This window comes from Acinetobacter sp. CIP 102529, assembly GCF_000368325.1.
In the GTDB taxonomy this organism is placed as follows: Bacteria; Pseudomonadota; Gammaproteobacteria; order Pseudomonadales; family Moraxellaceae; genus Acinetobacter; species Acinetobacter parvus.
This window is the reverse complement of sequence record NZ_KB849355.1, coordinates 552,820-577,484: the sequence shown is the minus strand read 5'-3', so window position 1 is coordinate 577,484 and position 24,665 is coordinate 552,820. Positions and strand designations below refer to the sequence as shown.

The following is a 24,665-nucleotide window of genomic DNA, read 5'->3' as shown; positions in this document are numbered from 1 at the left end:
GTTGCCAGTGTTCCAGTTGCCAGTGTTGCAGTTGCCAGTGTTCCAGTTGCCAGTGTTGCGGTCGCCAGTGTTGCAGTGGCCAGTGTTATTTTTATCAATCGCAGCTTTCGCTTCATTGATAAGTTCAACTGCTTTGTCTAGTTGTTCCATAGTTGCCTCGTTGTAAAAGCCCTGCATCTGCCAAGATAGTTCAGGGCTTTTTGTTGTCTTGATGAGATAAATATTAACTATGGTTAACTTATTAGTCAAGTCAAAAGTTAACAAAGGTTAATATTTTTATTAACTACGATTCATGATTTAATAGACAAAAGAAAACCCACACTGGGTGGGTTGAATAAGAATAATAAAATTTATAGTTTTAATTGGAAATCATCATGTGCATGTCTTCTTAGGAGTTGCTGCAAGGTTATGCATTGAACATGGTTTGCTGTAGCAGCATCGGGTATTTTAACTCTATTTTTCGCTACTGGATTTGCTTTTTCTTTAGTAACAATTACATAGTTATACGCCATAGCAGTTGCTACAAGAAAAGGGTCTGCAATTTTATGATCTTGGAACTCTTGAATTGCTTTGGGCATATAATGGGTGGTGGTATTTAACCAGCCCATTAAACGAGCATAAGCTTGAGCAACTCTTGGGTCTGACAGACTTGTAATGAAGAAATCTGATGGAATTCGTTGATTGCGTAATCTTATTGATAATTCATCATCACTCTTTGCTTGATGAATCAACTCACCTCTAATTTTATCTATGCTGTAGAAAATTCCCTCTCTATGTCCATCAACAACCCAATCCCAAAACTTTTCACAAAAGGATGGGTGGTAGTGAAGATTGTGCGATTCAATAAATATATTTGCATCTAATAAGTATTTTGTTTGCATTACATACCGCCCAATTTCATAATATTTTGCGGGCTGACATTTAATAATCTTCCAGCATCTCTCAGTAGCATATTGCCTGACATAGCTTGATTTACTACTGCATTAGTCAATAAGGGGCTATTTCTACCAGGAACAAGGCTTAAAAAGTTAGGAGCTCCATCTTGTTTTGGTCTATTTCTAAAAGCCTCTTTCTCAGCGTCATGGATTGCCTGATATTCTATTGAGGTAATCCTGTTATAAGTTAAAGCTAACCTAGAGACCATTAGTTTACTTACATGAAATACATTAGCTATCCAAGAAATATCACCAAAATAAACTTCCCAAGCCTCATTAAACTCACTTTCAGAGATAAGAACAGAAGCAGCAATTTTATTGCATAAAACTTCTGTTGGATCATTTCCATAAATATCTAAATCATCAACGCCTGATTCACCTAACCAGATATGAGCCAACTCGTGGGCTAGGGTAAATATCATAGCGGAGGGCATATCTTGACCATTTAAAAACACAACTGGAGCATACTCATTACTAAGCACAAATCCACGAAATTCATTAGTATCTAATGTTTTCTTTGTTGCATACTTAACAATACTATTTTTAAAAACCAAAATGCCTGCTTTCTCACAACGAATTATCAATTGTTTTAGATGATTTTCACGGCTAGTTCTCGTGTGAAGATCTATTGGTAGATGTAATTTTTGGCGTATATCATTAGCAATAATATCTGCATTTATGTTTGGTTGGTTTTTAAATTTCCCTACAAAATCTAATTTTTCTGCATTATTTTCAATAAGAAATTCAACATACCAATCCTGTTTTTTTTGGACATCATCTAAAACCTCATAAAAGAAATCACTTAAAGGCTCAGCATTCTGCTTCTGTCTTAAATCAGGAATTGCAGGTTTATAAATTTCAATTGGTGGATGATCCAAGAAAAGCACACCAAAAGGAACTTTAGTTATCTCTGCAAAATTTTCAGCCTGATTAACAGAGAATTTTCCCTCTAAAAGCTTTTTTTGTGTACGCTCAGATTCAGAAACTTTAGAGACGACATCATCTAGGTGCAAGCCAATATTGTTTGCAGCCCATTCAAGCATGTCCACTCTAAAGCTTAATGTGCTCATAATCTTTAATAAAATCCATTGGTTAATCCAAATTGAGAGATAGTCCATTATCTAGCTAATAATGCCAAATTTATAGAACATTAACCACTTTATTGTAGCAATGCTCATCATTTAGTTTGTAAATGGTTTGTTAAGTGGACTGTGTCGGGTTCACAGTTTTATTAACTTTTTCTTACTCTTTTTGGACGTGATCCACCTAATGGTCTGAATGCATCAATCACCAAACCTACAAGTTCCATGCCTTCCTCAAATTCAATGATGTTTGGCTGAAAATTTGGGTTAAGTGCTTGTAAATATTTTCTATCATCACTTTCTATTACTAGTTTTTTAAAAGTTGCATCAGAATTACTACGCGCAACCACAAGATCTTCCGAGATCAAATCACAAACCTGGTAACTTGGGTTTACAAGGATGTAATCACCATCAGCATAGGTTGGGTAATTACTAACACCTACAACTCTTAGATAAAAACAACCATCTGGATCATCTGCGCTTAATGGTGGCAACCATTCATTTATATTTTTAGGATCAATAGCCTCAACCGATGTCATTGTACCTGCCTGCACCCAAGATAATACTGGGATTAATTTCGAACTAACTGGAGCAATATTGTTATCAAGTTTTTGTTCGCATTTGCCGCCATACAATAACCAGTCATCACTAACACCTAAGAACCTAGCTATTACTTTTAGGTTGTCTGCTGTTGGGACGCTAACCCCATCCAACCACTTTTTTACAGCCACAGGAGACTTTTTTGTGGCTCTAGCTAAATCCGCTGCTCTTAAATTTTTTTCTTCAAGTTTTTGCTTAATGCGAGCATGTAAAGACATAACAAATATTCCAAAAACATTAACCAATGTTAATACGATCTATTGAAACTATGGTTAACAAGTGGTAAATTTGGTTTATTAACCATAGTTAACTTGGTGTAACCATGAAAATTAGTGACCTTATGACTTACCACGATTGTAAAAATCGGAAAGAGCTGTCTGAAAAAACTGGATATTCAACTGTGACCCTTTGGAAATGGGAACACAACGGCATACCAGCTAGAACTCAAGCAGTCTTGCAAGTCAAAACCAAAGGCAAACTTAAAGCCGATCTACAAGCGTTAAGCGCCTAGGAACAACCATGAGCAAAGTATCAGCCGATTTAACTGCAAGAGCGAGAAATGAATTAACTCGGGTATTGCAAGCGCTTTCCTCAAGCAATCAAGGGCAGCTTGCAGAACAAATAGGCTTAGACCCTAGCACATTATCTCGAATGAAAAATGATAAGAAATCCAATGGATTGACAGAGATTGAAAACTGTTTAGCTCTCTTGGATGTTCTTGGATTCAAAACAGTGCCTAAGAAATATCGAATGATTAGCGAAGAAAAGCTGAATGCTCTTTTCGTGATGTCAAAGGCATGGATGGAAAGCAAGCAGTCAATTGACGATCTCTTTCAAGATGACATTGAAGATTTTGGAATGAGTTTTGAGCTTGGTTACAAAGAAAAAGCCTGACGGTTGAGGTCAGGCTTCGTGTTCAGTGAGGTAAATCAAATGAACCATCAAATATTAGCAGACATTGAACTAAATCGGAAGATTAGTTTGTTTCAAAAAGCGGTTGAGGCTTATGCGCTCAATCGGACACTCGAAAATTCCCAAGCAGTAGCAAAAGCTAAAGCTGACTTGGTTTGTTTTGTGTGGGGTGGCTGATGAGTGCGTTAAAACAAGCTGAGATTATTCCAATCTCAAAAGGTAAGGGCAATATGACAGATAAGTTTGAGGAAGGTCATGTCCGCTCAAGTTGGCAGTACAGACGTGATGTATATCCATTCTTATCTGATGCAGCTCGCCATGTCTATTTCATGCTTGAGGGCTATATCAACGGGTTTAACAAAGAATCTAACTATGTCAGCTACTCGCAGATTCAAGAAGAAAAGCGTCACAAAGACAATCCAAAAGCAAGAAAATCAAGCTCAAAAACTGTTGGTAAAGGGCTTGAGGAATTAATTTCATTAGGTGTTATCAGTGTTATTTCTACACATCCGAAATTAGGAAATCAGTACAAAATTAATGAAGTTTCACTAGCTGACCACTTTACTAAGGAAAGCACTTCACCTAGTACAGCACTTTACCTAGTAAAGCACGACCACTTTACTAAGGAAAGTACTAGCACTTTACCTAGTAAAGACACAATAGATAATACTTATAGAAATATTTATAGAGAGAGTGACGCTCAACAAAATCCAGTCGATGAAGTTTTAAAAATTTGGCAACCAGATTTACATTCTCTAAATTCTTGGTTACAGCGTTCTGGATTACCAAAAATCACTCAAGACCAAGCTGAAGAAATTTTGCTTGAAATCAATCCTCACTACGAAAGCAAAATTCACACTGGTGCAGTAACCAACACTCAGATGTATTCAAATTTTGTGAAGTGGATTAAGCGTGATTTCAAACTTACTGAAAAACTCATGCAGCAACCACAACAAGCCATCTCTGAACAACCTCGGCAAACCCAATTCAAGGGCGTTGCTAAGAAATTTAAGGGGATGGACGAATGATTGAGTTATTTTCTATCCCAGTTGAGCAAAGTGTTTTATCAACACTCATGACGATTGATCAGGCAGCAGATGAAATTATATCTGAACTCGATGCAACTGATTTCTATGCTGTGAAACATCAAATCATTTTTACTCATGTCAAAGCACAACAAGCAAAAGGCGAGGCTTTTGATGAGGTAACAATCTTTGAGCTAATCAAAGCGAATTCACTTGAAGCAAAAGAGATTAATGAGCAATTCATGGTTAATTTAATGAGTGCTGTTAGATCAGCGACTTTGCTTAATACGCATCTAAAAAAACTCAAAGAGTTTTCAGTTCGCAGAAAGATTCAAGACCTCTCAAAACATATCGGAACAATTGCTGTTGACACCGTTAGCTATGATGCAGAAACCGCAATTCAAAAGGTTCAACAGCTTACAAACAATCTTGAGTCTGGAACAGTTGAAAACACACTAAAACATGCACATGAGTTCTCAAAAGCTGCTGTAACTGAGTTTTTAGCACGCCATCAAGCAATCCATGAAAACAAGCCGTATTACGGTGGTGTTAAGACTGGTTTTATTGAGCTAGATAACAAGCTTGGTGAGGTATCAAAAGGTGATCTAGTTTTAATTGGTGCCCGTCCATCAATGGGTAAAACAACTTTCGCTCAAAACCTTGCTGTAGACATGATGATCAATCAGTCATTACCAGTGTTGTTCGTTTCAATTGAAATGTCAGGAATGCAGATTGCACAACGTTTAATTAGCGGCTTGGGTCAAATTGAATTAAGCAAAGTTTTGTCAGGAAGAGCGCAGATTGATGATGTTGGAAAAATTGATCGTGCATCTCGTTTAATCGAAAAAGCACCACTCATGATTGATGACAGTGCTCGTTCAACAACCGCATCTATTCGCAGGTCTGCTCGAAAGCTCAAAGCTCAATATGGGAAAGTTGGCGCAATCTTTGTTGATTATGTCCAAAAGGTGACACCACTAACTAAAAATAATTTTGGTCGTGGTGACAAAGATATTGGAGAGATTTCGGGTGATTTAAAGCGCATAGCTCGTGATTTTGATTGCCCAGTATTCGCATTGGCGCAACTTAACCGCAACCTTGAAAATCGACCAAACAAACGTCCTGTGAATGCTGATTTAAAAGAGTCGGGTGATCTTGAGCAGGATGCAGACATCATCATGTTTATTTACCGCGATGAGGTTTACAACAAAGAATCAAAAGACATTGGAACTGCTGAAATCATTATCGGTAAAGCTCGAAATGGGTCAATAGGCACAGTTCGTTTAGCTACTGATTTAGCAAGATCAACATTTGCAGATTTAAGTCCAGAGTATTACTCACACATGGAAGGCTTGTGATGAAAGACCTAAACAAAGTTTTGATGTTTGTATTTATGGTGATTGGTGCTGCGTTGGTTAAGTGGGGTGGGGTGTGAAATTTCTACTTCAGGTATTTATTTGTGGATTGGTTTTAATTAACACAAATCTTTCTGACTGGACGACCTTTCAGAGTTTTATTGCAATCATTCTGAGTTTGATCCTTGTTGAGGTGCTTGCTATCTCTGCGAAGTTAGGAGGTGGGGTGTGAAGATTCTAATTGCTTGTGAATATTCAGGCCGTGTCCGTGATGCATTTGCTGCGCTTGGTCATGATGCTATGTCCTGTGATTTCCTGCCAAGTGAAGCACCTGGAAACCACTATCAAGGCGATGTGCGAGATGTGTTGTATGAAAATTGGGACATGATGATTGCTCATCCATCGTGCACGTATTTAACCAATGCTGGCGTTAAGCATTTACATACTGATCCGAGCCGCTGGATAAAGCTTTTCGATGCAGCAGCATTTTTTAAAGAATTGCTGAATGCAAAACATATTCCAAGGCGCGCAATCGAAAATCCAATCATGCACAAGTACGCCAAAACACTTATTGGCGATGTTAAGCAGACACAGGTAATTCAGCCATGGATGTTCGGGCATCCAGAACAAAAGGCGACTTGTCTATGGCTTGAGGGGCTTGAGCCATTGGAACCGACCAATAACGTCAAGAAAGAAATGATGCTTTTACCAAAAAATCAGCGTGAAAGATTGCACTACTTGCCACCTGGTCCTAACCGCTGGAAAGAGCGCAGCCGAACATATCAAGGAATTGCGGATGCTATGGCTATGCAGTGGGGTGCAGCATGAAACAAATCCTAACAATAACGCAAGTGAAGCAAGCACTTCACAAATTAGCTGAACAGAAGAATAGACCGAGTTATGAGGTGTGTACTGCGAAGGAGGTGAAGATGGCTTTTGAGCTAGGTTTAGATCATCCATTGATTGAGGAGTTGAGGGGGTTGATTGAGTTTAAACCTGTAGTTGATGAAGTTGTGCGTACACATCGAGTATCACACGCAAGATTGGTAAAACACCGTGTTTATCCAACAGCAGAACAGGCGAAAGACATAGTTGATTGGATAAGAAGTTATGGCGGGCGTTTGGTTGATGTTGCAAGGATTGCAGGATGTGCGCATTCAACACTCTCTCTAATTAAATCAGGAACCAGGCACTCATTCACACTAGACATGTACAACAAGATAAACACAGCACGCATGAGCTTAGAAGGCGTGACAAACCGTGGCAAGGAGCAAAGCCAATGAATGCAACTGATTTTATAAAGCAGCACGGTGTTGATAAGGCCAGGGAAGTTATTGATGGTGCGCCTGATAGGGCTACAACAGTTAAACCATCTTTAGATTTTAAACACTTCATGTATGGAATATGTGAAAACGCAACAGGTGCGTATATTTTACTTTCCGACCTAAAACGTCTCGTTGAGAGCGTGGATTTTATTAACAAGTTTGGTGGAATTGGTCTAGCAAAGGCTTATGACAAAGAAATGGGTTCTCATGGTTTTAATCCTTTCTTTGAAAAAGCCATCGCAGACTACGAGTTGATTTATTCAAACGACATGGGCGACGACACCCACATTGAGAATCATGTTAGTCCGCTTTGCAAAGTGGGGGTGAAGTGATGAGAAGTTTTAAAGAATATTGGAATGAGCATGGGGATGTATATGCAATGGAGATTGCAGAAGATGCATGGGATTACCAACAAACCAAAGTGGATGAATTAAAGCTTCAAGTCGCTGAAATGAAGTCGAGACTGAATGATGCGTACACCGATGGGCAAAGCGCAATGTATGCAGCTAGACAAACCAAAGTGGATGAGCTGCAAAAACAAGTTACTGATTTAGATAATCGTGCAACTAAATATGCTTTAGATGCAATGGCAACCGCAAAGCTGAATGCAGAACTGCAAAAGAGGGTGGATGAACTTCAGACAGCGTTCAAACAACTGATCGAAATGGAGAATGAATCAATCTCGTTTGAGCATGATCTTTTTGATAAAGGCTGGAATCAATCAGCACGACAAACAATTGAAAATATTTACAAGCTAACTGGTTTGGGAGAGCAAGCGCTCAAGGGGGAATCTAATGAAAGTTCAACTTGAGAATATCGATGTGCATGCCTTTTTTGAATACAAAGATGGGCAACTCATTTGGAAGATGCTTCCTGATTACTACGCCGAATGGAATGTGCTTAATAGGTTGAATTCTAGGTTCTTTGGAACTAGAGCAGGTCGACTTAACAAGCGGGGTTATCGTGATATTGGAATATGGGGAGAAAAGTATCTAGAACACAGGATTATTTTCTTTATGCATCATGGGTATTTGCCAAAACTAATTGATCATATTGATGGCAATACAACAAACAACCGAATTGAGAATTTGCGAGAGGCCAGCCAAAGCCAAAATGCCATGAATAGCAAAAGACCTATTAGCAATAGTTCTGGATGCAAAGGTGTTGTTAAGCGGAAAAATGAAAACAAATGGATGGCGCAGATCACCAAAAACGGGAAAGTGATTTATCTCGGAACTTTCAAAAGATTTGAGGATGCAGTTAAAGCAAGAATAGATGCAACGAAATTGCATCATGGAGAGTATGCGAACTTTGATGGAGTAAGTGTATGACCACATTTAAAGATGCCCAGCGCATTAGATCAAAACCAGTGGCACGTTCTAAACGTGTCCTAAAGGTACCAACAGAGGACCAAGAGCAAATCATGCTTATGTCATGGGCGCATCATGTGAAATTTGGGAGTGGTCGATTAAGTGATTACTTGATTCATATCCCAAATGGTGGTTCAAGAAACATCATCGAAGCTGCAAAGTTTAAAAAGATGGGCGTGAAAGCAGGTGTGCCTGATCTGCAATTGTTAGTTCCAAATGGCCTGATTCATGGGCTGTGGATTGAACTCAAATCAAAGACAGGGAAGTTGCAACCCAGCCAAAGATTGATGATTCAGCGTTTAGAAGAACAGGGTTATTTGTGCAAAGTCTGTTTCGGTGCAGATGAAGCAATAAACGAAATTAAAAAGTATTTGTGTTTGAGCGGTGGTGAGTGATGAATGCAGCGACAGAGTTAAAAATGAATTGGGTTAAGCGTTCAGCTCACCAATGGCTTGAGCAGTACGGGGCATGGGTGAGGACCACAAAAACACAAGTATCAGCGAATCCACTTGCTATATTGATTGACCGAAATGACAAAACTAGAATACATGCGAGCAAGGTGTCTATTCCAGTTGATATTGAGGACCATGAAGCAGTGCGAGTTAGTAAGCTGTTAGCAAAAATGCATAATGATAGTCGGGAATTTATGCAGGAAAGAGCTTGGTTTTTAATCCTTTTTTATGAAAACAATTGGTCCTATTTGAGTATTGCAAATGCTCACGGTTGCAGTAAAGCAAAGGTCCGTGCAGAGATCGACAAAGGGTTGTCATACCTTGATGGTGTGATTGAGAATTTGCCCTATTGACAGTGCAGCACACTTCGTTTAAATTAATGTTAGAGTGGCGTAAGTTGCATGTAGGTCACTAAGTATTTAAAAGCTCATCGAAAGGTGGGCTTTTTTAATGCCCTGAGAAATGCCTGTGTAAGCAATATCAGGGCACCCAGATTCTATAAAACTACAATTTTCGGACTCGATTTTGGGTAACTAAACGTGTACTTATAGTCATAAAAAGACATTTACCCTGCTGAGGTAATCAAGATGCTAAAACTCTTAATGTGTTTATTCGGCCTGCATGGTGCGACTGAGATCGACTACACGGTTGATGATGAAGAAATCAAAGTGTGTCGTGATTGTATGAAAGAAGTTTAAGACCCTAGCCACTTCGGTGGCATTTTGCCGAACGTATTACGGCACATAAGACCTCGCTACATACTAGATATTGGCGGGGTTTTTGTTTTCTTATTGGTGGTAGTCATGGTTGATCGTGTAGAAGCATCTAAAAACTTAGAAATACTTAAAGCAAACCAAATCCGCTTATTGAACTACAACCATCTCTTTTCAACCTATGCATTTAAACAGAATTGCGCTGCTGAGTTGAGAGAGATTGGCAGGCAGATTTACAACATAGAGAAGCAACTCAATGCGCAGTCCTAAGCGGCTGGCAGAGATTCGTAAGCTTCCGTGTGTGCGGTGTGGCAATCCCAGTAGCCAGGCTGCTCATTCAAATAGTGCCAAGCATGGTAAAGGGCGTGGAATCAAAAGTTCTGACCTATTTGTAATTCCCCTTTGTTTTAAATGCCATGCTGCATTTGATCGTTTTGAATTAGGTAATCGAGCAAAAAGTGAAGCCATGTTTGAGAAGTGGTTGGTAAGAGTTGAGCGGATGTTGAACCAAACAGACAAAGAGATTTTTTAACTGAGCCAGATGGCTCTTTTTTTGTGAGAAGAAAATGAACAATCCAAATAAGCAATTTCAAGGATATCGGACACTATCACCAGAAGAAACTCAGCTAATTGATGAGATTAAGTCGAAAGGTGCCGAGCTTGGTGAATTGGTGGCCAAACTACGCTCTACTGATGGCTTAGATCAGCGATGGGTAAGTATTGGTGCCACTGATTTACAAACAGGCTTAATGGCCTTGACGCGTGGTGTGGCTCAACCAACAATTTTTTAATACCAGGGGATAGGAAATGCAAAAAGCCGTGTTTCCTATCCAGAGTCATGCCGACATCACCAAAGCCATTAGCTTTATGCATACCAATTACATGAGGGCATTAGAAGAAAATAAGCCTTTAGTTGTTCGCATAGATCAGAAGCAGGAAACATTATCTAGCGCACAAAGAAGATTGTACTGGCTATGGATGACTGAGTACGGCAAACAGCGTGGACTAGATAAAGAAGAAGCGTCTGCATTTTTTAAATACAAATACCTTTCGATTATTTATAACCGTGACAATGTTGGTGAATATCCCGAAACATTTAGAGTCATGCGAGAGCTTAAAGAGTCGGGTAGTTCAGGCTATGAGCCACTCAGGCAGTTTGTATCGAATCGAATGAGCATCACAGAAGCCACAACAAAACAGATGGCTGAATATTTGAATGATATTGAAGTGTGGTGCTTGAAAGATGGTGTGAAGTTGACTTGTCCAGATGATCTTAAATATGTGATGGAGTAAAGATATGGCGAACCTGACAGACCCTCATTTGAGGGCTTTTAATATTTGTTGTAAGGCTTCGTCATTTGTTTTCAGATTATTGCTCTGTTTAAAGTTTTCAATGACTTTAAACTCATCTTCTGAGAGCCAAAACGACTTGCGCTTCAAACCCATTTCAGCCTTTCTTTGTGTTTCTGCTGCTTTGCGCTCTGCTGCTGTGCTTGCCATAATTATTCCTTAACTAAAATTGATTCACGCCCGAACATTGGGATGATGTAAACGCCACCTTGTTCGTCTTGATCTAAGCAACCATCAAAACCCATTTTTTTAGCACATTCGCCACGTTTAGCTTGAATGTACCAATCATTATCTGCATCAGCAAAGTCATGGTTCCAAACGCTGTCAGAGCCATCTAAAAGAGATTCAGCTAAATCTTCATCAATATCGAAACGCTCTGCAATCTCTGCAACAATTTCATCATCATGTAAATCACAAGCTTCTACAAAGCTCATATTTTCAGCATCAACCGAATAAGTGATTACCTCACCAACTGACATTGAATAAGGTTCTACTGAGAAGAATAAACAATCATCAAAAGTTCCAAAGCGATTAATTTTTGTGATTTCTTTTGGGCTTGTGTGGAATAGTTTCATGGGCTTAACTCCTCTGTATGTTCTTATTATTACATTGTGAGTTCTCACAGTCAAGCATTATTTACAATTATTTTTTACTTTATTTTGGGGTGAGCATGAAAGACTTAAAACTTACTGCAAAACAACAGCGATTTGTCGAAGAATATCTGATAGACCTAAATGCAACGAAAGCAGCGATTCGTGCGGGTTATAGCGAAAAGACGGCAAAAGTAATTGCAGCTCAAAACTTATCTAAACTTAACGTTCAAGAAGCAATCGAAGAAGCTCAAGAAAAATTATCAAACAAAGCGCAAGTCACTGTTGAAATGGTTGTTCAAGGTTTACTGAATGAAGCTAAAGACCTTTCCGAAGGTTCTACCCAATCAGCACGTGTTTCTGCATGGGCGCATCTTGGCAAGCACTTGGGCATGTTCAAAGACAAAATTGAGCACACAGGTCCTAACGGTGGTGCAATTGATTTAAGTTTAAAGGTGGTATTCGAAAATGATGGAGAAACGAGTACCGAGTAAATTTAAGCCGCTTTATACGCATTTACAGAACAATAAGTTGTTCTATGTGTATCACGGTGGTCGTGGTGGTGGTAAATCATGGGAGATTGCAGACTTTCTATTGATCGAGGGTGCAAAACAAAAGCATCGTATTCTTTGCTGTCGTGAAGTGCAAAAGTCAATCAAGCAGTCTGTGCATAAGCTCTTATCAGATCGCATCGCAGCACTAGGCTTAGGTCACTTCTATCAAATCTTAGAAACAGAAATCCGTGGCATTAATGGCACTGAGTTTAGCTTTGCGGGCTTGCTGAATCACACAGTTGAATCGGTGAAGTCATTCGAGGGTGCGACTATCACATGGATTGAGGAAGCTCAAACAGTAAGTGTTTACTCATTAAAGATTCTGATTCCTACTGTTGTGCGCACAGCGTGTCCAATGGTCATTATGTCGCTGAATCCAAAGCTGCCGAGTGACCCTGCATACGCGCAATATGTGCTTATAGAGCGTGATGACACAATCGCAGTTCAGATCAATTATGACGAAAACAAGAACTGTCCGCCTGACTTGATTACGCTTGCAGAGCAAATGCGCGACACGGATTACGATGAATATGAGCACATATATTTAGGCAAGCCGAAAGAAATTGCAGATGGTGCGATTTACAAGGCAGAGTTTGAGCAGATCAAGCGTGAAAACCGTATTTGTAAAGTTCCACATGATCCTAATTTGCCTGTTTACACATCATGGGATTTAGGGATTCTTGATCCTACCGCAATTTGGTTCTTTCAGGTTTACGGCAAAGAAGTCCGAGCAATAGATCATTATGAAGCAAACAATGAGCCATTGGCGCATTACGCTCGCATACTTGATGAGAAAAAGCAGCAGTATGGCTACAACTACGAAAAACACTTTGCACCGCATGACATTGCAGCACGTGATTTATCGAGTGGCGTGAGTCGTGAGCAAACGATGGCTAATCTTGGCTATCGAATGAATAAGGGCGCAAGGCTTGGTGTTGAAGATCGTATTGAAGCAACACGCCAATTCTTGAAAAACTGCTGGTTTGATGCTGAAAAATGCAAACACGGTATTCGTGCATTGCAAAACTATCGTCGTGAATTTAATGACAAATTAGAGCAATTTAAGGCAACGCCAGTGCATGACTGGGCTTCGCATAGCTCGGATGCGTTTGGTGAGGGCGCTCTTAATATCAATAAAATGTGCCAAGCGCAGCAAGTAGAAATTAACCCAATCCCAACAATTAACCGTTGGTAATCAAATGGAGTCAAGTCGTGACTGATAAAGCAGATCGACTTGCCAAAATCCACGAAACCGCAAAGAAACAATTTGATAAAGCTCAATGCGCTGTTGCTGATGAACGTCAACAGTGCTTAGAGGATCGTCGTTTTTATTCTATTGCTGGTGCTCAATGGGAAGGCAAGTTAGGCGAACAGTTTGAAAATAAGCCTAAATTTGAAGTCAATAAGATTCACTTGGCTGTCATTCGTATTATCAACGAATATCGCAATAACCGCATTGGTGTGAACTTCATTAGCAAAGATGGTGTGAGCAATGATGATTTAGCTGATACCTGTGCAAAGCTTTATCGTGCAGATGAGCAAGACTCAGGTGCGGATGAAGCCTATGACAATGCATTTGAAGAAGCGGTAGGCGGTGGCTTTGGTGCTTGGCGTTTACGTGCTGATTATGAAGATGAGGACGATGAAGAAAACGAGCATCAGCGAATCAGAATAGAGCCTATTTTTGATGCTGATACATGTGTTTTCTTTGACCCTGATGCAAAACGACAAGATAAAGCAGATGCGAAATACTGCTTTGTTCTAACATCAATGTCATGTGATGCATTCAAAGAAGAATATGGCGAAGATCAAGACCCATCCTCTTGGGATAAGAGCATTAACAATAGTCACTTTGATTGGTCCACCAAAGATTCTGTTTATGTCGCTGAATACTACAAGGTCGAAAAGGTTAAAGAGAAGATTCACATTTTCCGCTTAATTGATGGCTCTGAAGAACGATATACAGCAGAACAACTTGAAGACAATCCAAGCATTCTTGATGAATTAAATGCAACAGGTGCACAAGAAGTTCGTGTTCGAGATTTTGAGCGCAAGCGTGTTCGCAAACTTCTCATGTCAGGTTTGGGTGTTCTTGAGGATTACGGTTATATCGCTGGTCGTCATATTCCAATCGTGCCTGTGTATGGCAAGCGCTGGTATGTTGATAACGTAGAGCGTTGCATGGGCCATGTGCGGCTTTGCAAGGACGCTCAGCGACTCAAGAACATGCAGCTGTCTAAGTTGGGCGAACTTAGTGCCATGTCCAGCGTTGAGAAGCCTATTCTAGCACCTGAACAGGTCGCTGGCGTTCAGCACATGTGGGCGAATGACAATATTGAGAACTATCCATTCCTGTTGGCTCACCCGCTTAAAGATGCGATGGGTAATGTTGTTGCTCAAGGTCCAGTGGCTTACACCAAACCGCCAAACGTACCGCCTGCAATGGCTGCCTTGCTTCAAGTCACTGAGCAGGATTTATCGGACATTCTGGGTAATCAGGAATCAGGTGATGAGATTGTTTCAAATACTAGCGGTGTTGCAATCGAGATGATTCAAAACCGTTTGGATATGCAGTCTTTCATCTACATTTCGAACTTTGCTAAAGCGGTACGCCGATCTGGTGAAATTTGGCTGTCTATGGCTTCTGAACTGTATGTTGAAGACGGTCGGACAATGAAGACAGTAGGGGACCAGGACGAGATTGACTCAATCGAGTTATTTAAGCCTGTTTACAACTCGAATTCTGGTGAAGTTGAACATACAAACGACTTAACTAAAGCTAAGTTTGATGTCGCAATCGACATTGGGCCAACATCAACAAGTAAGCGCAATGCAACGGTACGCTCACTGACAAACATGCTGCCTTTGGTGGCCGATCCAATGGATCAACAAGTGCTGTCATCCATGATTATGATGAACATGGAAGGGGAAGGTGTTAGTGAAGTCCGCGAATATTACCGCAAGAAATTGCTGCGCATGGGTGTTGTAGAGCCAACCAAAGAAGAAGCTCAGCAACTCGCACAAGAAGCTCAGAATCAGCAGCCTGATGCAAATACGCTGTATCTGCAATCCGAAGCTGAAAAGAATAAATCACTCGCAATTAAAGCACAGGCAGACACTGAACTTGCGATAGCAAGAGCAGAAGAAACCAAAGCCAAAGCAATCGATTTAATGACACGCCTAGACATGGACGAGCGACAAGCAGTGCTTGAAGCAATTAGCCAGCTAGGTATGCAACCACAACAGGCAACCGTTCAGCCTACACAGAACGAGGAAATGCAATATGTCAATTGAAGACCTGCGTACAGAACTGGATGAAGAAGACAGCATCGACCCGATTGAAGACAATCAGGAAGGCGAAAGTCAGGAAAATTCAGAAGAACCCCAAGACGAAATAAGCCAGTCTGATGATGAGATGTCAGAAGATGAAGAGTTTGTTATTACAGTGGGCGATGAAGAGCCAGAGCCATCCGATGAGGACGACTTTAGCGGCAAACCAGCGCCAACATGGGTAAAAGACCTTCGCAAAAAAGAGCGGGAAGCACGAAAACGCATCAAAGAGCTAGAGGCTCAGGTGCAACAGGCTAAACCTACTGACAAACCAATTGAAGTTGGATCAAAGCCAAAGCTTGCCGACTTTGATTATGACGAAGATGACTTTGAAAGCGCAGTTGAACAATGGCATGAGCGCAAGCGTCAAGTTGAACAGCAGCAGGCAGCAAAGCAGGCTGAAGAGGAAAAGGCTAAGCAAGCATGGCAGGCCAAAATGCAAAGCTATGAAGAGCGACGTCTAAATGTAGCATCCAAAGTTCGTGACTTTGAGGAAGTAGAAGAAGCTGCAAAAGACAAACTCACAGCAACCCAGCAGGGCATTTTGATTCATGCTGCTGAAAATCCTGAATTGATTTTGTATCACTTGGGGAAAAACCCAAAGAAAGCGCAAGAGCTTTCTGAAATTACAGACCCAATTCAATTCGCCTTTGCTGCGGCAAAACTGGACTCTCAAATGAAAATCCAATCTCGTAAACCATCAACTCAACCAGAACGAAAACCTAGTGGGTCGGCTGGCTTATCTGGTGTGGTAGATCAGAAGTTAGCGCAACTCGAAGCGAAAGCAGCGAAAACTGGTGATCGTACCGAGCTGATTAAATACAAAAAATCTTTACAGAAATAAGGTGAATACTTATGGCTACAAGCTTTACTAAACAAGAACAGGTCATGTTTGATAATGTGATCGAAGGCTTTGAAGACCTACTTGTTATTGCAAAGGGGGCTGAACTATACGACCCAATGACTGCTCAGGAAGCAGTGAATGCGCGTGATAAGTTTTGGATTCCTGCACCAATGATCGGTGCGTCTTACGATGGTTTCGATCAGACTGCCAATTTTAACGGACTAACTCAGTTGAACGTTCCAGCATCAATTGGTTATCACAAATCAGTTCCTAAAACACTTTCCTCCAAAAACCTACGCAATGCTTATGCAATGGATCAATTCGGTAAGGCGGCAAAGCAGAAACTAGCTTCTGATGTGAATACTGCATTGTTCCGTACCGTAGCATTGTTTGGCTCGATCGTGTCAAAGCGTACCAGTGCAGCAACTGGTTATGATGATGTTGCTGACATTGATACTCGCATGACGCGTATTGGTGTTCCTGCTGATGGTCGTATGGCGTTCTATTCGCCTTCTGCTATGAACGCAATGGCAGGCAACTTAGCAAGCCGCTCTGAAGACTCAGCTCGTTCTAAAAATGCTTATGAAAAAGCCATGATTCGACATGATGTGGCTGGCTTCGAAGTGTTTAAAAACGATCAAGAGGTTCGTTTAACTGCGGCAGCTGGTGGTGCTACAACTGTAAATGGTGCAAACCAACGCACTATTCCAGCCGCAACCACTACATCAGCAGGTCTTGAAGAAAACAAAGACAATCGCTACACAGATTTAGTGGTGACTTCGGCGAACTATGCCGACATCAAAATTGGTGATGCCTTCATTATGCCAGGCGTAAATGAAGTTCACTTAATCACCAAGCAAGACACTGGATCGCCTAAAACTTTCCGTGTGGTGGATAAGCCAGCGGCAAATACACTTCGTATTTATCCTGCGATTATCGACCTGACCGAAGGCTCTATTGCTTCGAAAGAATATGCGAACGTGACCAATGCTCCAGCAGCTGGTGCGGCATTGACTTGGTTGAATACTGCTGCTGCACCGCTTAACCCATTCTTCCGCAAAGAAAGCCTGATCTTAATTCCAGGTACTTTTGCGGTTGATGCTGATGATGGTTGGCAGGTAATGCGTGCAACTACCGATTTAGGTATTGGTATCACGTATACCCGTCAAGGCGATATTAACGACCTTTCATGTAAAGCGCGTTGGGACATTGACTTTGGTACTGCATTACTTAACCCAGAAATGGCTGGTGTTCAGTTGTTTAATCAAACCTAATAAAAACATGACGACAAATGCCCCTTAATTGGGGCGTCGTCATTTTTGGAGTAAAGAAATTGAAAAAATTACTAGCTTTATCAATGGTGGCTTTTATTGGCACTAAATCCGTATTAGCAACCACCATGACACGTGGTGAATATAACGAATATCGTGGTTGGAATATTCCTGAAAATGAAGATCCAGCCGAGCAAGGTTACTTGGTTGAATATGTGGATGGTGGCAAACCAAATGATGAACGACACGCAGGTTATATTTCTTGGTCACCTGCATGTGTATTTAAAGATGCTTATCGACCAAATGGAAATTTAACTTTTGGCGATGCACTTTCTGCATTAAAACAAGGTCAAAAAGTTACTCGTTCGGGATGGAACGGTAAGGATCAGTACGTGGTTGCTCAAGCTCAAACCACAACCACTGAAGCATCAAAAATATGGAATCCACACAATAAAGCACATGCTGAAAAATTAGGTGGTCAAATTGATGTTGCACCATATTGCACATTGAAAACAGCGCAAGACACTTTAGCTATGGGTTGGACACCATCTACAGGTGATCTATTCGCAAATGATTGGTTGATTTTGGAGTAATGAAAATTGCCAAACACTGAATATCCAAAAGCGCTATATAAGGGCGATAAGAAAAACCATGACTTTACTACTGCTTTTGATGCTGACGCAGAAAATCAGTTACGTGAAGATGGTTATGTTGATTATAAAGACCTACCTGAATATGAAGAACCAACCGAAACTGAAACTAAATCAGATTCAGCAGATGTAAAACAGCTTAAAAAAGAGCTTCTCGAAGCTCTAAAAGAAAACCAAGAGCTACGCAAACAGATCCGACTCAAAGAACTGGAAGATAAGCCAGCGGATGAACTTAAAGCCATTCTTGATAAAGCTGAAGTTAAATACAAAGCCAATGCTGGAAAGCCTGAATTAGCTCAGTTGGTGCTGGATCATGAGTCCAATGTCGGTTCTGATGAATAATACTCAATGGGAAGTGCATGAAATCCATGATTCAGTTCATGTGATGCCTCAAGGTGACTTAAAACCACATTGTTTTAATGCGGATTGTGCATGTGGAGTGAAGTATGACAATGGTGTGTATATCCATAATTCATACGATGAGCGCGAACTGACTGAAAATTTACCGAGGTGCTAAATGTCCTGGACTAAAAGACAAATTGTTGAGCAGGCGCTTGAGGAACTGGGACTTGCATCTTATGTGTTCGATATGCAGCCAGAGCAAGTTGAGAGCGCTAAACGCAAGCTAGACACCATGATGGGCTTGTGGGATGCCAAGGATATTCGCTTTGGTTATCCATTAGGTTCAAGTGCCAAAAGTGGTGATCTGGACGAGGAAACCCATATTCCAGATTATGCAGTTGAAGCAGTTCGCTTAAATCTAGCTATCCGACTTGCCAGCTCATTTGGCAAGGCTGTTCCTATTGAATTAAAGGCAATGGCAAAAGATGCATTTGAAACCATTCAATTGGCAATGCTCAGTAATCCACCACGTGTGCAGCTTGACCCGTCATTACCGCGTGGTGCTGGGCATAAAGGCGATTGTCTACCTTTTGTTGAAAAGACACCTACCAAAACAGTATTTGCTCCCGACACATCAGTGAGTTTCACAAATGAATAAACGATTAAATATCACAGACAAGATTAACGATTGCGATTCAGTGGTGATTTGGAGTGCAAATAATCAGGATTATCGTGGTGCGCCAGTTGAGTTGCTTGTTGAGAAAATTCAGGAAAGCATTAAGAAAGTTGATTATCCACCAATCCATATTCAACACTTTAACCCGAATGCAGATTTTACGCTGGATATAGAAAACCATGAAGTTGGCACATACTTAATTCTCAATCCGTCGGTGAGTATTGCGACTGGCTCAATCAAACTGCCTGAGCGTTACAGTGTGACTGATGGTCAAGTGTTATTGGTTGCCTGTGCTCAACAGGTGAATAACTTCTCAGTTGATGGGAATAATGCGCTTGTCATCGGTGCGCCTAATGCCTTGGCTGCAAATGGTTTCTTTAAATTGAAGTACGACAAGCTCTCAAATACTTGGTATCGAGTGGGGTAAATATGCAAATCCCTATTTTGGATGGAATCTATACTGACAATAACTCTGATTTTCGCACAGCCTACCCTGTCAACCTGATTCCAGTTCCAAAAGGACAGGGGATTTCTGCTGGATATTTAAGACCAGCCGAGGGCATTAACCATGTTGCAGATCTGCCTGGTGTAGATCGCGGTGGAATTGTTTGGCGCGGTGAACATTATCGAGTTTGCGGCACCAAGTTTGTAAAAATCACAGCATCTGGTCAAATTACAGAAATTGGCAATGTGCAATCAGGTGGGTTGTGTTCATTTGATTATTCATTTGATTATCTAGCCATAAATGCAGGAAATGCCTTGTATCTATACAATGGCACACTCAAACAAGTCACTGACTCCAATCTGGGTGCTGTGCATGATGTGATTTGGGTGGATGGTTATTTCATGACAAGTGATAGCAACAACATTGTTGTCACTGAGTTAAATAATCCATTTGAGGTGAATCCGCTTAAATATGGCTCTTCAGAAGCAGACCCTGATCCTATTGTTGGTCTAATCAAACTTCGTAATGAAGTCTATGTGCTGAACCGCCACACGATTGAGGTATTTGATAACGTCGGCGGTGAGTTCTTCCCATTTCAGCGCATTGATGGCGCTCAAACCACAAAGGGAACGCTAAGCAAAAAGACTGCATGTGTTTACATGGATGCAATCGCCATGCTTGGCGGTGGGCGAAATGAAGCTATTACGGTTTATGTTGCTGCAGCGGGTTCGTCACAGAAGATTGCTACCCGCGAAGTTGAGCAAATTCTTTCAAATTACGACGAAGATCAATTGTCGAACTGTTTGCTTGAGTCGCGTCAGATTGATGGTCATTCGTGGTTATACATCCATCTACCAGATCAGACTTTGGTTTATGACTCGGTTGCATCACAATCTACAGGTCAGCCAACTTGGTTTATTTTGAATAGCGGTGGCGGCTATAAAGCTCGCAATATGACTTATGCACATAACCAATGGTTTGTTGGTCACACCACCGAGCCAAAGCTAGGCACCTTAACTGATGAATCGGGCGAACACTGGGGTGATGTTGTTGAATGGCAATTTGGCACAGCGATAGTTTACAACGAATCAAGCGGTGCAATCTTTCATCAACTTGAGTTGGTTGCCTTAACTGGTCGCAATGCGTTTGGTAAAGAATCCCGAATTTATACGCAATATTCTGTTGATGGTGTTGAGTGGTCCATGCCCAAGTTTATTGGTGTGGGCAAGCGTGGAGAGCGTACAAAGCGTCTTGTATGGTTCCAGCAAGGCTACATGCAAAACTGGCGCATACAGCGATTTACAGGCACATCAGCAGCACGCTTGTCAGTTGCACGACTGGAAGCAAAAGTAGAGCCACTGGGGGTTTAAATGCTAGTTAGACCTAAAAAACCAAGTCGTGAAGAACTCGCCAAGATTTTTAAAGACCCTAGAACACTCAAAGCCTTTGAGCAGGTTTTTGAAATATTACCTGGTGAAATAAACATACAGCAAGAAAGTATTGATGATGTTCAGGCGCTGGCTGAAAGTGCAGCGGCTCAAGCTGTGTTAGCAATCGCCTTGATTCAGGCGGTTGAAGCCTTGGCAGAAGTTAAGGCGATGGAGCCAGTGCGCCAATGCAATTGCCAACATGACGACTTAACACCACGTTATGAGCATGCCACACCAGACCACATCGAACCCACTCAAATTCAATATCAGGAAATTAACTCATTGGAGGTGATCTAATGGCTGTCAAAGTAAAAAATATTATTCCATCAAAGCGACTGGAAGATGTTCAAACCAATCAACATATTGCATCGGTTAAAACCATGATTGATAAGGTGACAGTAACAAATACCACGGGGGCAGCAGTGACGTTTAGTTGTAATCTGGTGCCATCAGGTGGTGCTGTAGATGACGCCAACGCAATCATTAAAGACAAGGCTGTTGCGGCTGACGAAACTTATGTTTGCCCTGAATTGGTCGGTCATGTGTTAGAAACAGGCGATGCAATTAGTATGATTGCTAGTGCGGCTGCTTCACTTACTATTCGAGCATCAGGACGAGAGGTGACCTAATATGTCAAACCTTATTGTCGCTGATCTTGAAAAAGAGATGCTGGAAATGCCACAGGCTGATTGTCCTGTGGCTCACCACTTCGGACCAGGTATCTATATTCGTGAAGTCACATTGCCAGCGGGTATTTTTGCGGTCGGGCATACTCAAAGATATGAACACCTAAACATTATGCTTACAGGAAAGGTGGCAATTGTTGACGGTGATCAAGTGCGTGTGCTTGAGGCTCCGTTAATCTTCACAGGTAAGCCAGGTCGTAAGGTTGGCTATGTGCTTGAAACGTGTGTATGGCAGAACGTCTACGCCACAGACGAAACCGATATTGACACACTAGAAGCGCACTATCTGGATAAAAGCGAAAACTGGAAGGCTTACGATAAAGAACAGTCAGAAATCGCTCATGCACTCAACCAACACAACCGCGATGATTATGCGCAAGCTCTAAAAGAATTTGGTTTTGATGCCAATACTGCCCGCCAGCAGGCAGAAGAAGAATCAGACCAAATTGATATGCCTAATGCGTTTAAAGCTGTGGTGCAAGTCCGTGACTCTAATATTGAAGGCAAGGGCCTGTTCTTGAGTTGGCATATCGCTGCAGGGCAAATCATCGCTCCCGCACGAGTTTCTGGAAAGCGAACACCTGCAGGTCGCTATGTGAATCACTCGATAAACCCAAACTGTAAATATACAGCCGATGAAAAAGGCGACATATACCTTGTATCTTTACGGGATATTGATGGCTGCAAGGGTGGGAATAAGGGTGAAGAGCTAACTGTTGACTATAGACAGGCTTTAACACTAAACAAGGAGTTATCTAAATGTCAGGAATAGCAACAGCAGTAGTCGGCAGTGCGGTTATTGGTGGCGTAATGTCATCAAAGGCACAAAAAAGTGCAGCCAAAACAGCAGCGAATGCCCAAATTGACGCATCTGAAAAAGGAGTTGAGGAACAGCGCAGACAATTTGATGCTGTTCAAAAACTCTTAAAACCTTATTCTGATGCTGGTCTTAGTGGTTTGACTGGTCAGCAAGACTTGCTTGGTATCAATGGCAATGCAGCCCAACAAGCAGCGATTGGAAATATAAACAATAGCGCAGAAATGCAGACCTACCTGCAGCAAGGCGAAAATGCCATTTTGCAAAACGCATCTGCTACTGGTGGATTGCGTGGTGGCAACACTCAGGCAGCATTGGCGCAGTTTAGACCGCAGTTGCTCAACCAATTAATCAATCAGCGTTATCAAAACCTAGCAGGCATGACTGCGCTGGGTCAGAACGCAGCAGCAGGGACAGGTAATGCTGGCATGCAAACAGCTAGCAATATATCAAACCTTTACCAGCAAACTGGTGCAGCACAAGCGGGTGCGGCGTTGGCGCAAGGTCAAGCCAGTGCGAATATGTGGAATGGCGTAACTGGTGCAATTGGTCAAGTTGCAGGCATGAAAATGATGGGGATGTTTTAACTATGGTGCAGCCAATTAATTACATGCTTGATGTGCAAAACCCTGTTCAATCTGCTATGACTGGTCTTACTCAAGGCATGCAGATCGGGCAGTTCATGCAAGCTAAAGAGCAAGCTGAACGTGAAGCGATTCAAAAGCAGCAGATGCAGCAAGCGCTATCTGCTTTTGCATCTAAGCCAAATAAAACCCATGATGACTATGCCAACATCATGGCGCAATACCCAGCATTGGCGGAGGATTTTCAACGATCCTACAATGTACTAGATACAGGTCGTCAGCAAGCATCCTTTAAAACAGCCTCTCAAGCCTACTCCGCGGCTGCGGGTGGAAGATCGGATATAGCAAAATCCATTCTTGAAAATGAAGCTTTAGGTTATGAAAATGCAGGGGACGAGGCGACTGCTGACCAGATGCGTAATCTTGCAAAAATGGCAGATCAAAACCCAGATGGTTTTTTAACATCAACTGGCTTATTCCTCGCATCAGCAAACCCTGATAAGTTTAAGGAGACTCTAGGCGCATTAGGTGAAAATCAGATGCTACCAGAGGAAATCAACCTTAAGAAAGCGCAGACTGACAAGGCTAAGGCTGAGATTGGCAACCTTGAATCTCAAGTTGAAGATCGTCAAACAGGGCGTGTTCTTGAACAGAATAAAATGCAGATTCAAAACGATCAGTTTTATGCGAAGCTTGATCAAGATCAGCAGCAGTTCTATGAAAAATTAAATCAGGAGGAGCGAAAGCTTACACAAACCGTATTTAATGTGAAAGAAAAGCCTATTGAGCGAATAGAGCGATTAGAAAAAGCTGAAAACCTTGCAACCGCAGCTAGAAATGCATCGGAAGGTGCAAAATTAGCAGCTCAACTAGCAAACGACACCAAGGCGATTTATGAATCAACTGGTGGCTATTGGAATAGAGCAATGCGTAATGTCCCTGGTACTGATGAATATAATTTTGATCAAGGACTTGAAACCATGAAGGCTAAAATTTTCTTGGCTCAAATTGATCAAATGCGTGGATTGGGCGCATTGACGGTATCTGAAGGTGATGCATTAAAAGCATCCATTGCATCCATTAACCCAAACCAAGACCCAAAAGCTGTGCAGCAAAGCTTGACTGAAGTCGCAAAGCAGTTATCCAAAGCGGCTCAAACAGCAAACAAGAAAACTCAAATCTACGCAACCAAAGGCAAAGGTTATTCTGCTGAGGTAGTGGAAGCCGCAAAAGCTCGTGGCGTTTCACCTGCGGAAATGCAGCAGATTGCTAATCAGTTGGGTATTGATTAAACAGGATTCATGCTACCATCTCCTTATTTGCAAGG

General features: G+C 41.5%; 37 protein-coding genes. 32 read left to right on the top strand and 5 right to left on the bottom strand.

Translation table 11 applies throughout. The annotated features are described in order from the left end of the window. Nucleotides 1-350: 350 nt before the first annotated feature. From F972_RS07960 to F972_RS07950, 3 genes are all read right to left on the bottom strand, one after another. Entirely contained in the window at nt 351-881 is a 531-nt protein-coding gene (locus F972_RS07960) for a DUF4411 family protein (RefSeq protein ID WP_004769490.1), read from the bottom strand. Next, nucleotides 881-1,978: an ImmA/IrrE family metallo-endopeptidase gene (locus F972_RS07955; RefSeq protein ID WP_228127554.1), complete on the bottom strand. Its 1,098-nt coding sequence runs from the start codon at nt 1,976-1,978 to the stop codon at nt 881-883. Before F972_RS07955 ends, F972_RS07960 begins: the two co-directional genes overlap by 1 nt. Before the next feature lie 188 nt (nt 1,979-2,166). Further along, complete coding sequence (locus F972_RS07950; protein WP_004769487.1) at nt 2,167-2,835, bottom strand: LexA family protein; 669 nt, start codon at nt 2,833-2,835, stop codon at nt 2,167-2,169. A 104-nt stretch (nt 2,836-2,939) separates the two neighbouring features. On the opposite strand from F972_RS07950, the gene F972_RS07945 reads away from it, so the two are divergent. From F972_RS07945 to F972_RS07875, 16 genes are all read left to right on the top strand, one after another. Next, a complete protein-coding gene (locus F972_RS07945; protein ID WP_034428148.1) occupies nt 2,940-3,128 on the top strand; it encodes a hypothetical protein in 189 nt (62 codons plus the stop codon). Nucleotides 3,129-3,136: 8 nt separating this feature from the next. Continuing rightward, a complete protein-coding gene (locus tag F972_RS07940; RefSeq protein ID WP_004769486.1) occupies nt 3,137-3,511 on the top strand; it encodes a helix-turn-helix domain-containing protein in 375 nt (124 codons plus the stop codon). A gap of 39 nt (nt 3,512-3,550) precedes the next feature. After that, on the top strand, nt 3,551-3,706 hold the full coding sequence (locus F972_RS16015) for a hypothetical protein (protein ID WP_171062622.1): 156 nt from the start codon (nt 3,551-3,553) through the stop codon (nt 3,704-3,706). After that, the gene (locus tag F972_RS07935) at nt 3,706-4,557 is read left to right on the top strand and encodes a hypothetical protein (RefSeq protein WP_004769484.1); all 852 of its coding nucleotides are present in this window, start codon (nt 3,706-3,708) and stop codon (nt 4,555-4,557) included. Before F972_RS16015 ends, F972_RS07935 begins: the two co-directional genes overlap by 1 nt. Then, nucleotides 4,554-5,912 carry a replicative DNA helicase gene (locus tag F972_RS07930; RefSeq protein ID WP_004769483.1) on the top strand — a complete coding sequence of 453 codons (1,359 nt, stop codon included), beginning with the start codon at nt 4,554-4,556 and terminating at the stop codon, nt 5,910-5,912. Before F972_RS07935 ends, F972_RS07930 begins: the two co-directional genes overlap by 4 nt. Before the next feature lie 225 nt (nt 5,913-6,137). After that, nucleotides 6,138-6,737: a hypothetical protein gene (locus tag F972_RS07925; RefSeq protein WP_004769482.1), complete on the top strand. Its 600-nt coding sequence runs from the start codon at nt 6,138-6,140 to the stop codon at nt 6,735-6,737. 101 nt (nt 6,738-6,838) lie between these two features. Further along, nucleotides 6,839-7,192 (top strand): hypothetical protein, encoded by a 354-nt coding sequence (locus tag F972_RS07920; protein ID WP_228127553.1) that lies wholly within the window; start codon nt 6,839-6,841, stop codon nt 7,190-7,192. Continuing rightward, nucleotides 7,189-7,566 carry a hypothetical protein gene (locus tag F972_RS07915; RefSeq protein WP_004769479.1) on the top strand — a complete coding sequence of 126 codons (378 nt, stop codon included), beginning with the start codon at nt 7,189-7,191 and terminating at the stop codon, nt 7,564-7,566. The genes F972_RS07920 and F972_RS07915 overlap by 4 nt, the downstream gene beginning before the upstream one ends. Further along, nucleotides 7,566-8,045: a hypothetical protein gene (locus tag F972_RS07910; RefSeq protein ID WP_004769478.1), complete on the top strand. Its 480-nt coding sequence runs from the start codon at nt 7,566-7,568 to the stop codon at nt 8,043-8,045. Before F972_RS07915 ends, F972_RS07910 begins: the two co-directional genes overlap by 1 nt. Continuing rightward, on the top strand, nt 8,029-8,565 hold the full coding sequence (locus tag F972_RS07905) for an HNH endonuclease (RefSeq protein WP_004769476.1): 537 nt from the start codon (nt 8,029-8,031) through the stop codon (nt 8,563-8,565). The genes F972_RS07910 and F972_RS07905 overlap by 17 nt, the downstream gene beginning before the upstream one ends. After that, complete coding sequence (locus F972_RS07900) at nt 8,562-8,999, top strand: VRR-NUC domain-containing protein (RefSeq protein WP_004769473.1); 438 nt, start codon at nt 8,562-8,564, stop codon at nt 8,997-8,999. Before F972_RS07905 ends, F972_RS07900 begins: the two co-directional genes overlap by 4 nt. Then, nucleotides 8,999-9,409, top strand: a complete 411-nt coding sequence (locus F972_RS07895; protein ID WP_004769471.1) for an antiterminator Q family protein — start codon at nt 8,999-9,001, stop codon at nt 9,407-9,409. Before F972_RS07900 ends, F972_RS07895 begins: the two co-directional genes overlap by 1 nt. Nucleotides 9,410-9,859: 450 nt before the next feature. Further along, nucleotides 9,860-10,039 (top strand): hypothetical protein, encoded by a 180-nt coding sequence (locus tag F972_RS07890; RefSeq protein ID WP_034428145.1) that lies wholly within the window; start codon nt 9,860-9,862, stop codon nt 10,037-10,039. Then, a complete protein-coding gene (locus F972_RS07885; RefSeq protein WP_004769468.1) occupies nt 10,026-10,301 on the top strand; it encodes a DUF968 domain-containing protein in 276 nt (91 codons plus the stop codon). Before F972_RS07890 ends, F972_RS07885 begins: the two co-directional genes overlap by 14 nt. 34 nt (nt 10,302-10,335) lie before the next feature. After that, entirely contained in the window at nt 10,336-10,560 is a 225-nt protein-coding gene (locus tag F972_RS07880) for an Acb2/Tad1 domain-containing protein (RefSeq protein ID WP_004769463.1), read from the top strand. Between the two features lie 16 nt (nt 10,561-10,576). Further along, the gene (locus F972_RS07875; protein ID WP_004769461.1) at nt 10,577-11,062 is read left to right on the top strand and encodes a NinB/YbcN family protein; all 486 of its coding nucleotides are present in this window, start codon (nt 10,577-10,579) and stop codon (nt 11,060-11,062) included. Between the two features lie 24 nt (nt 11,063-11,086). Here F972_RS07875 and F972_RS07870 read toward each other — a convergent pair whose 3' ends face one another. Both F972_RS07870 and F972_RS07865 read right to left on the bottom strand, forming a co-directional pair. Then, nucleotides 11,087-11,269 carry a hypothetical protein gene (locus tag F972_RS07870; protein ID WP_004769459.1) on the bottom strand — a complete coding sequence of 61 codons (183 nt, stop codon included), beginning with the start codon at nt 11,267-11,269 and terminating at the stop codon, nt 11,087-11,089. A gap of 2 nt (nt 11,270-11,271) precedes the next feature. Then, the gene (locus F972_RS07865) at nt 11,272-11,694 is read right to left on the bottom strand and encodes an AcrIF11 family anti-CRISPR ADP-ribosyltransferase (protein ID WP_004769458.1); all 423 of its coding nucleotides are present in this window, start codon (nt 11,692-11,694) and stop codon (nt 11,272-11,274) included. 95 nt (nt 11,695-11,789) lie between these two features. Here F972_RS07865 and F972_RS07860 point away from each other — a divergent pair, with 95 nt between their 5' ends. Genes F972_RS07860 through F972_RS07785 form a run of 16 tightly spaced genes read left to right on the top strand, consistent with a single transcriptional unit; the run spans nt 11,790 to nt 24,630 of the window. Continuing rightward, on the top strand, nt 11,790-12,203 hold the full coding sequence (locus F972_RS07860) for a terminase small subunit (RefSeq protein ID WP_034428232.1): 414 nt from the start codon (nt 11,790-11,792) through the stop codon (nt 12,201-12,203). Then, a complete protein-coding gene (locus F972_RS07855) occupies nt 12,178-13,458 on the top strand; it encodes a PBSX family phage terminase large subunit (protein ID WP_004769453.1) in 1,281 nt (426 codons plus the stop codon). The genes F972_RS07860 and F972_RS07855 overlap by 26 nt, the downstream gene beginning before the upstream one ends. Before the next feature lie 17 nt (nt 13,459-13,475). Continuing rightward, complete coding sequence (locus tag F972_RS07850) at nt 13,476-15,557, top strand: portal protein (RefSeq protein ID WP_004769451.1); 2,082 nt, start codon at nt 13,476-13,478, stop codon at nt 15,555-15,557. Then, the gene (locus tag F972_RS07845) at nt 15,547-16,437 is read left to right on the top strand and encodes a hypothetical protein (protein WP_004769449.1); all 891 of its coding nucleotides are present in this window, start codon (nt 15,547-15,549) and stop codon (nt 16,435-16,437) included. Before F972_RS07850 ends, F972_RS07845 begins: the two co-directional genes overlap by 11 nt. A gap of 11 nt (nt 16,438-16,448) precedes the next feature. Continuing rightward, nucleotides 16,449-17,711, top strand: a complete 1,263-nt coding sequence (locus F972_RS07840) for a P22 phage gp5 family major capsid protein (protein ID WP_004769447.1) — start codon at nt 16,449-16,451, stop codon at nt 17,709-17,711. A 17-nt stretch (nt 17,712-17,728) separates the two neighbouring features. After that, entirely contained in the window at nt 17,729-18,301 is a 573-nt protein-coding gene (locus F972_RS07835) for a DUF2829 domain-containing protein (RefSeq protein ID WP_004769445.1), read from the top strand. A 6-nt stretch (nt 18,302-18,307) separates the two neighbouring features. Next, nucleotides 18,308-18,700 carry a hypothetical protein gene (locus tag F972_RS07830; RefSeq protein ID WP_004769443.1) on the top strand — a complete coding sequence of 131 codons (393 nt, stop codon included), beginning with the start codon at nt 18,308-18,310 and terminating at the stop codon, nt 18,698-18,700. After that, complete coding sequence (locus tag F972_RS07825; RefSeq protein ID WP_004769442.1) at nt 18,681-18,875, top strand: hypothetical protein; 195 nt, start codon at nt 18,681-18,683, stop codon at nt 18,873-18,875. The genes F972_RS07830 and F972_RS07825 overlap by 20 nt, the downstream gene beginning before the upstream one ends. Continuing rightward, nucleotides 18,876-19,358: a packaged DNA stabilization gp4 family protein gene (locus F972_RS07820; protein ID WP_004769440.1), complete on the top strand. Its 483-nt coding sequence runs from the start codon at nt 18,876-18,878 to the stop codon at nt 19,356-19,358. Beyond that, nucleotides 19,351-19,803, top strand: coding sequence for a hypothetical protein (locus tag F972_RS07815; protein ID WP_004769439.1), 453 nt, complete (start codon nt 19,351-19,353; stop codon nt 19,801-19,803). The genes F972_RS07820 and F972_RS07815 overlap by 8 nt, the downstream gene beginning before the upstream one ends. A 2-nt stretch (nt 19,804-19,805) precedes the next feature. Further along, a complete protein-coding gene (locus F972_RS07810; protein ID WP_004769437.1) occupies nt 19,806-21,191 on the top strand; it encodes a packaged DNA stabilization protein in 1,386 nt (461 codons plus the stop codon). Continuing rightward, entirely contained in the window at nt 21,192-21,548 is a 357-nt protein-coding gene (locus F972_RS07805; RefSeq protein WP_004769436.1) for a hypothetical protein, read from the top strand. After that, entirely contained in the window at nt 21,548-21,880 is a 333-nt protein-coding gene (locus F972_RS07800) for a hypothetical protein (RefSeq protein ID WP_004769434.1), read from the top strand. Before F972_RS07805 ends, F972_RS07800 begins: the two co-directional genes overlap by 1 nt. Nucleotide 21,881: 1 nt before the next feature. Continuing rightward, nucleotides 21,882-22,709 carry an SET domain-containing protein-lysine N-methyltransferase gene (locus tag F972_RS07795; RefSeq protein ID WP_004769433.1) on the top strand — a complete coding sequence of 276 codons (828 nt, stop codon included), beginning with the start codon at nt 21,882-21,884 and terminating at the stop codon, nt 22,707-22,709. Beyond that, complete coding sequence (locus tag F972_RS07790) at nt 22,697-23,341, top strand: hypothetical protein (RefSeq protein WP_004769430.1); 645 nt, start codon at nt 22,697-22,699, stop codon at nt 23,339-23,341. Before F972_RS07795 ends, F972_RS07790 begins: the two co-directional genes overlap by 13 nt. A 2-nt stretch (nt 23,342-23,343) precedes the next feature. Next, nucleotides 23,344-24,630 carry a hypothetical protein gene (locus F972_RS07785; RefSeq protein ID WP_004769428.1) on the top strand — a complete coding sequence of 429 codons (1,287 nt, stop codon included), beginning with the start codon at nt 23,344-23,346 and terminating at the stop codon, nt 24,628-24,630. The last annotated feature ends 35 nt before the right edge of the window (nt 24,631-24,665 follow it).

Bases quoted from the DNA above. Each gene is read 5' to 3' on its own strand.
- F972_RS07960 (WP_004769490.1), bottom strand. From the start codon at position 881: ATGCAAACAAAATACTTATTAGATGCAAATATATTTATTGAATCGCAC.
- F972_RS07955 (WP_228127554.1), bottom strand. From the start codon at position 1,978: ATGCTTGAATGGGCTGCAAACAATATTGGCTTGCACCTAGATGATGTC.
- F972_RS07950 (WP_004769487.1), bottom strand. From the start codon at position 2,835: ATGTCTTTACATGCTCGCATTAAGCAAAAACTTGAAGAAAAAAATTTA.
- F972_RS07945 (WP_034428148.1), top strand. From the start codon at position 2,940: ATGAAAATTAGTGACCTTATGACTTACCACGATTGTAAAAATCGGAAA.
- F972_RS07940 (WP_004769486.1), top strand. From the start codon at position 3,137: ATGAGCAAAGTATCAGCCGATTTAACTGCAAGAGCGAGAAATGAATTA.
- F972_RS16015 (WP_171062622.1), top strand. From the start codon at position 3,551: ATGAACCATCAAATATTAGCAGACATTGAACTAAATCGGAAGATTAGT.
- F972_RS07935 (WP_004769484.1), top strand. From the start codon at position 3,706: ATGAGTGCGTTAAAACAAGCTGAGATTATTCCAATCTCAAAAGGTAAG.
- F972_RS07930 (WP_004769483.1), top strand. From the start codon at position 4,554: ATGATTGAGTTATTTTCTATCCCAGTTGAGCAAAGTGTTTTATCAACA.
- F972_RS07920 (WP_228127553.1), top strand. From the start codon at position 6,839: ATGGCTTTTGAGCTAGGTTTAGATCATCCATTGATTGAGGAGTTGAGG.
- F972_RS07915 (WP_004769479.1), top strand. From the start codon at position 7,189: ATGAATGCAACTGATTTTATAAAGCAGCACGGTGTTGATAAGGCCAGG.
- F972_RS07910 (WP_004769478.1), top strand. From the start codon at position 7,566: ATGAGAAGTTTTAAAGAATATTGGAATGAGCATGGGGATGTATATGCA.
- F972_RS07905 (WP_004769476.1), top strand. From the start codon at position 8,029: ATGAAAGTTCAACTTGAGAATATCGATGTGCATGCCTTTTTTGAATAC.
- F972_RS07900 (WP_004769473.1), top strand. From the start codon at position 8,562: ATGACCACATTTAAAGATGCCCAGCGCATTAGATCAAAACCAGTGGCA.
- F972_RS07895 (WP_004769471.1), top strand. From the start codon at position 8,999: ATGAATGCAGCGACAGAGTTAAAAATGAATTGGGTTAAGCGTTCAGCT.
- F972_RS07890 (WP_034428145.1), top strand. From the start codon at position 9,860: ATGGTTGATCGTGTAGAAGCATCTAAAAACTTAGAAATACTTAAAGCA.
- F972_RS07885 (WP_004769468.1), top strand. From the start codon at position 10,026: ATGCGCAGTCCTAAGCGGCTGGCAGAGATTCGTAAGCTTCCGTGTGTG.
- F972_RS07880 (WP_004769463.1), top strand. From the start codon at position 10,336: ATGAACAATCCAAATAAGCAATTTCAAGGATATCGGACACTATCACCA.
- F972_RS07875 (WP_004769461.1), top strand. From the start codon at position 10,577: ATGCAAAAAGCCGTGTTTCCTATCCAGAGTCATGCCGACATCACCAAA.
- F972_RS07870 (WP_004769459.1), bottom strand. From the start codon at position 11,269: ATGGCAAGCACAGCAGCAGAGCGCAAAGCAGCAGAAACACAAAGAAAG.
- F972_RS07865 (WP_004769458.1), bottom strand. From the start codon at position 11,694: ATGAAACTATTCCACACAAGCCCAAAAGAAATCACAAAAATTAATCGC.
- F972_RS07860 (WP_034428232.1), top strand. From the start codon at position 11,790: ATGAAAGACTTAAAACTTACTGCAAAACAACAGCGATTTGTCGAAGAA.
- F972_RS07855 (WP_004769453.1), top strand. From the start codon at position 12,178: ATGATGGAGAAACGAGTACCGAGTAAATTTAAGCCGCTTTATACGCAT.
- F972_RS07845 (WP_004769449.1), top strand. From the start codon at position 15,547: ATGTCAATTGAAGACCTGCGTACAGAACTGGATGAAGAAGACAGCATC.
- F972_RS07840 (WP_004769447.1), top strand. From the start codon at position 16,449: ATGGCTACAAGCTTTACTAAACAAGAACAGGTCATGTTTGATAATGTG.
- F972_RS07835 (WP_004769445.1), top strand. From the start codon at position 17,729: ATGCCCCTTAATTGGGGCGTCGTCATTTTTGGAGTAAAGAAATTGAAA.
- F972_RS07825 (WP_004769442.1), top strand. From the start codon at position 18,681: ATGTCGGTTCTGATGAATAATACTCAATGGGAAGTGCATGAAATCCAT.
- F972_RS07820 (WP_004769440.1), top strand. From the start codon at position 18,876: ATGTCCTGGACTAAAAGACAAATTGTTGAGCAGGCGCTTGAGGAACTG.
- F972_RS07815 (WP_004769439.1), top strand. From the start codon at position 19,351: ATGAATAAACGATTAAATATCACAGACAAGATTAACGATTGCGATTCA.
- F972_RS07810 (WP_004769437.1), top strand. From the start codon at position 19,806: ATGCAAATCCCTATTTTGGATGGAATCTATACTGACAATAACTCTGAT.
- F972_RS07805 (WP_004769436.1), top strand. From the start codon at position 21,192: ATGCTAGTTAGACCTAAAAAACCAAGTCGTGAAGAACTCGCCAAGATT.
- F972_RS07800 (WP_004769434.1), top strand. From the start codon at position 21,548: ATGGCTGTCAAAGTAAAAAATATTATTCCATCAAAGCGACTGGAAGAT.
- F972_RS07795 (WP_004769433.1), top strand. From the start codon at position 21,882: ATGTCAAACCTTATTGTCGCTGATCTTGAAAAAGAGATGCTGGAAATG.
- F972_RS07790 (WP_004769430.1), top strand. From the start codon at position 22,697: ATGTCAGGAATAGCAACAGCAGTAGTCGGCAGTGCGGTTATTGGTGGC.
- F972_RS07785 (WP_004769428.1), top strand. From the start codon at position 23,344: ATGGTGCAGCCAATTAATTACATGCTTGATGTGCAAAACCCTGTTCAA.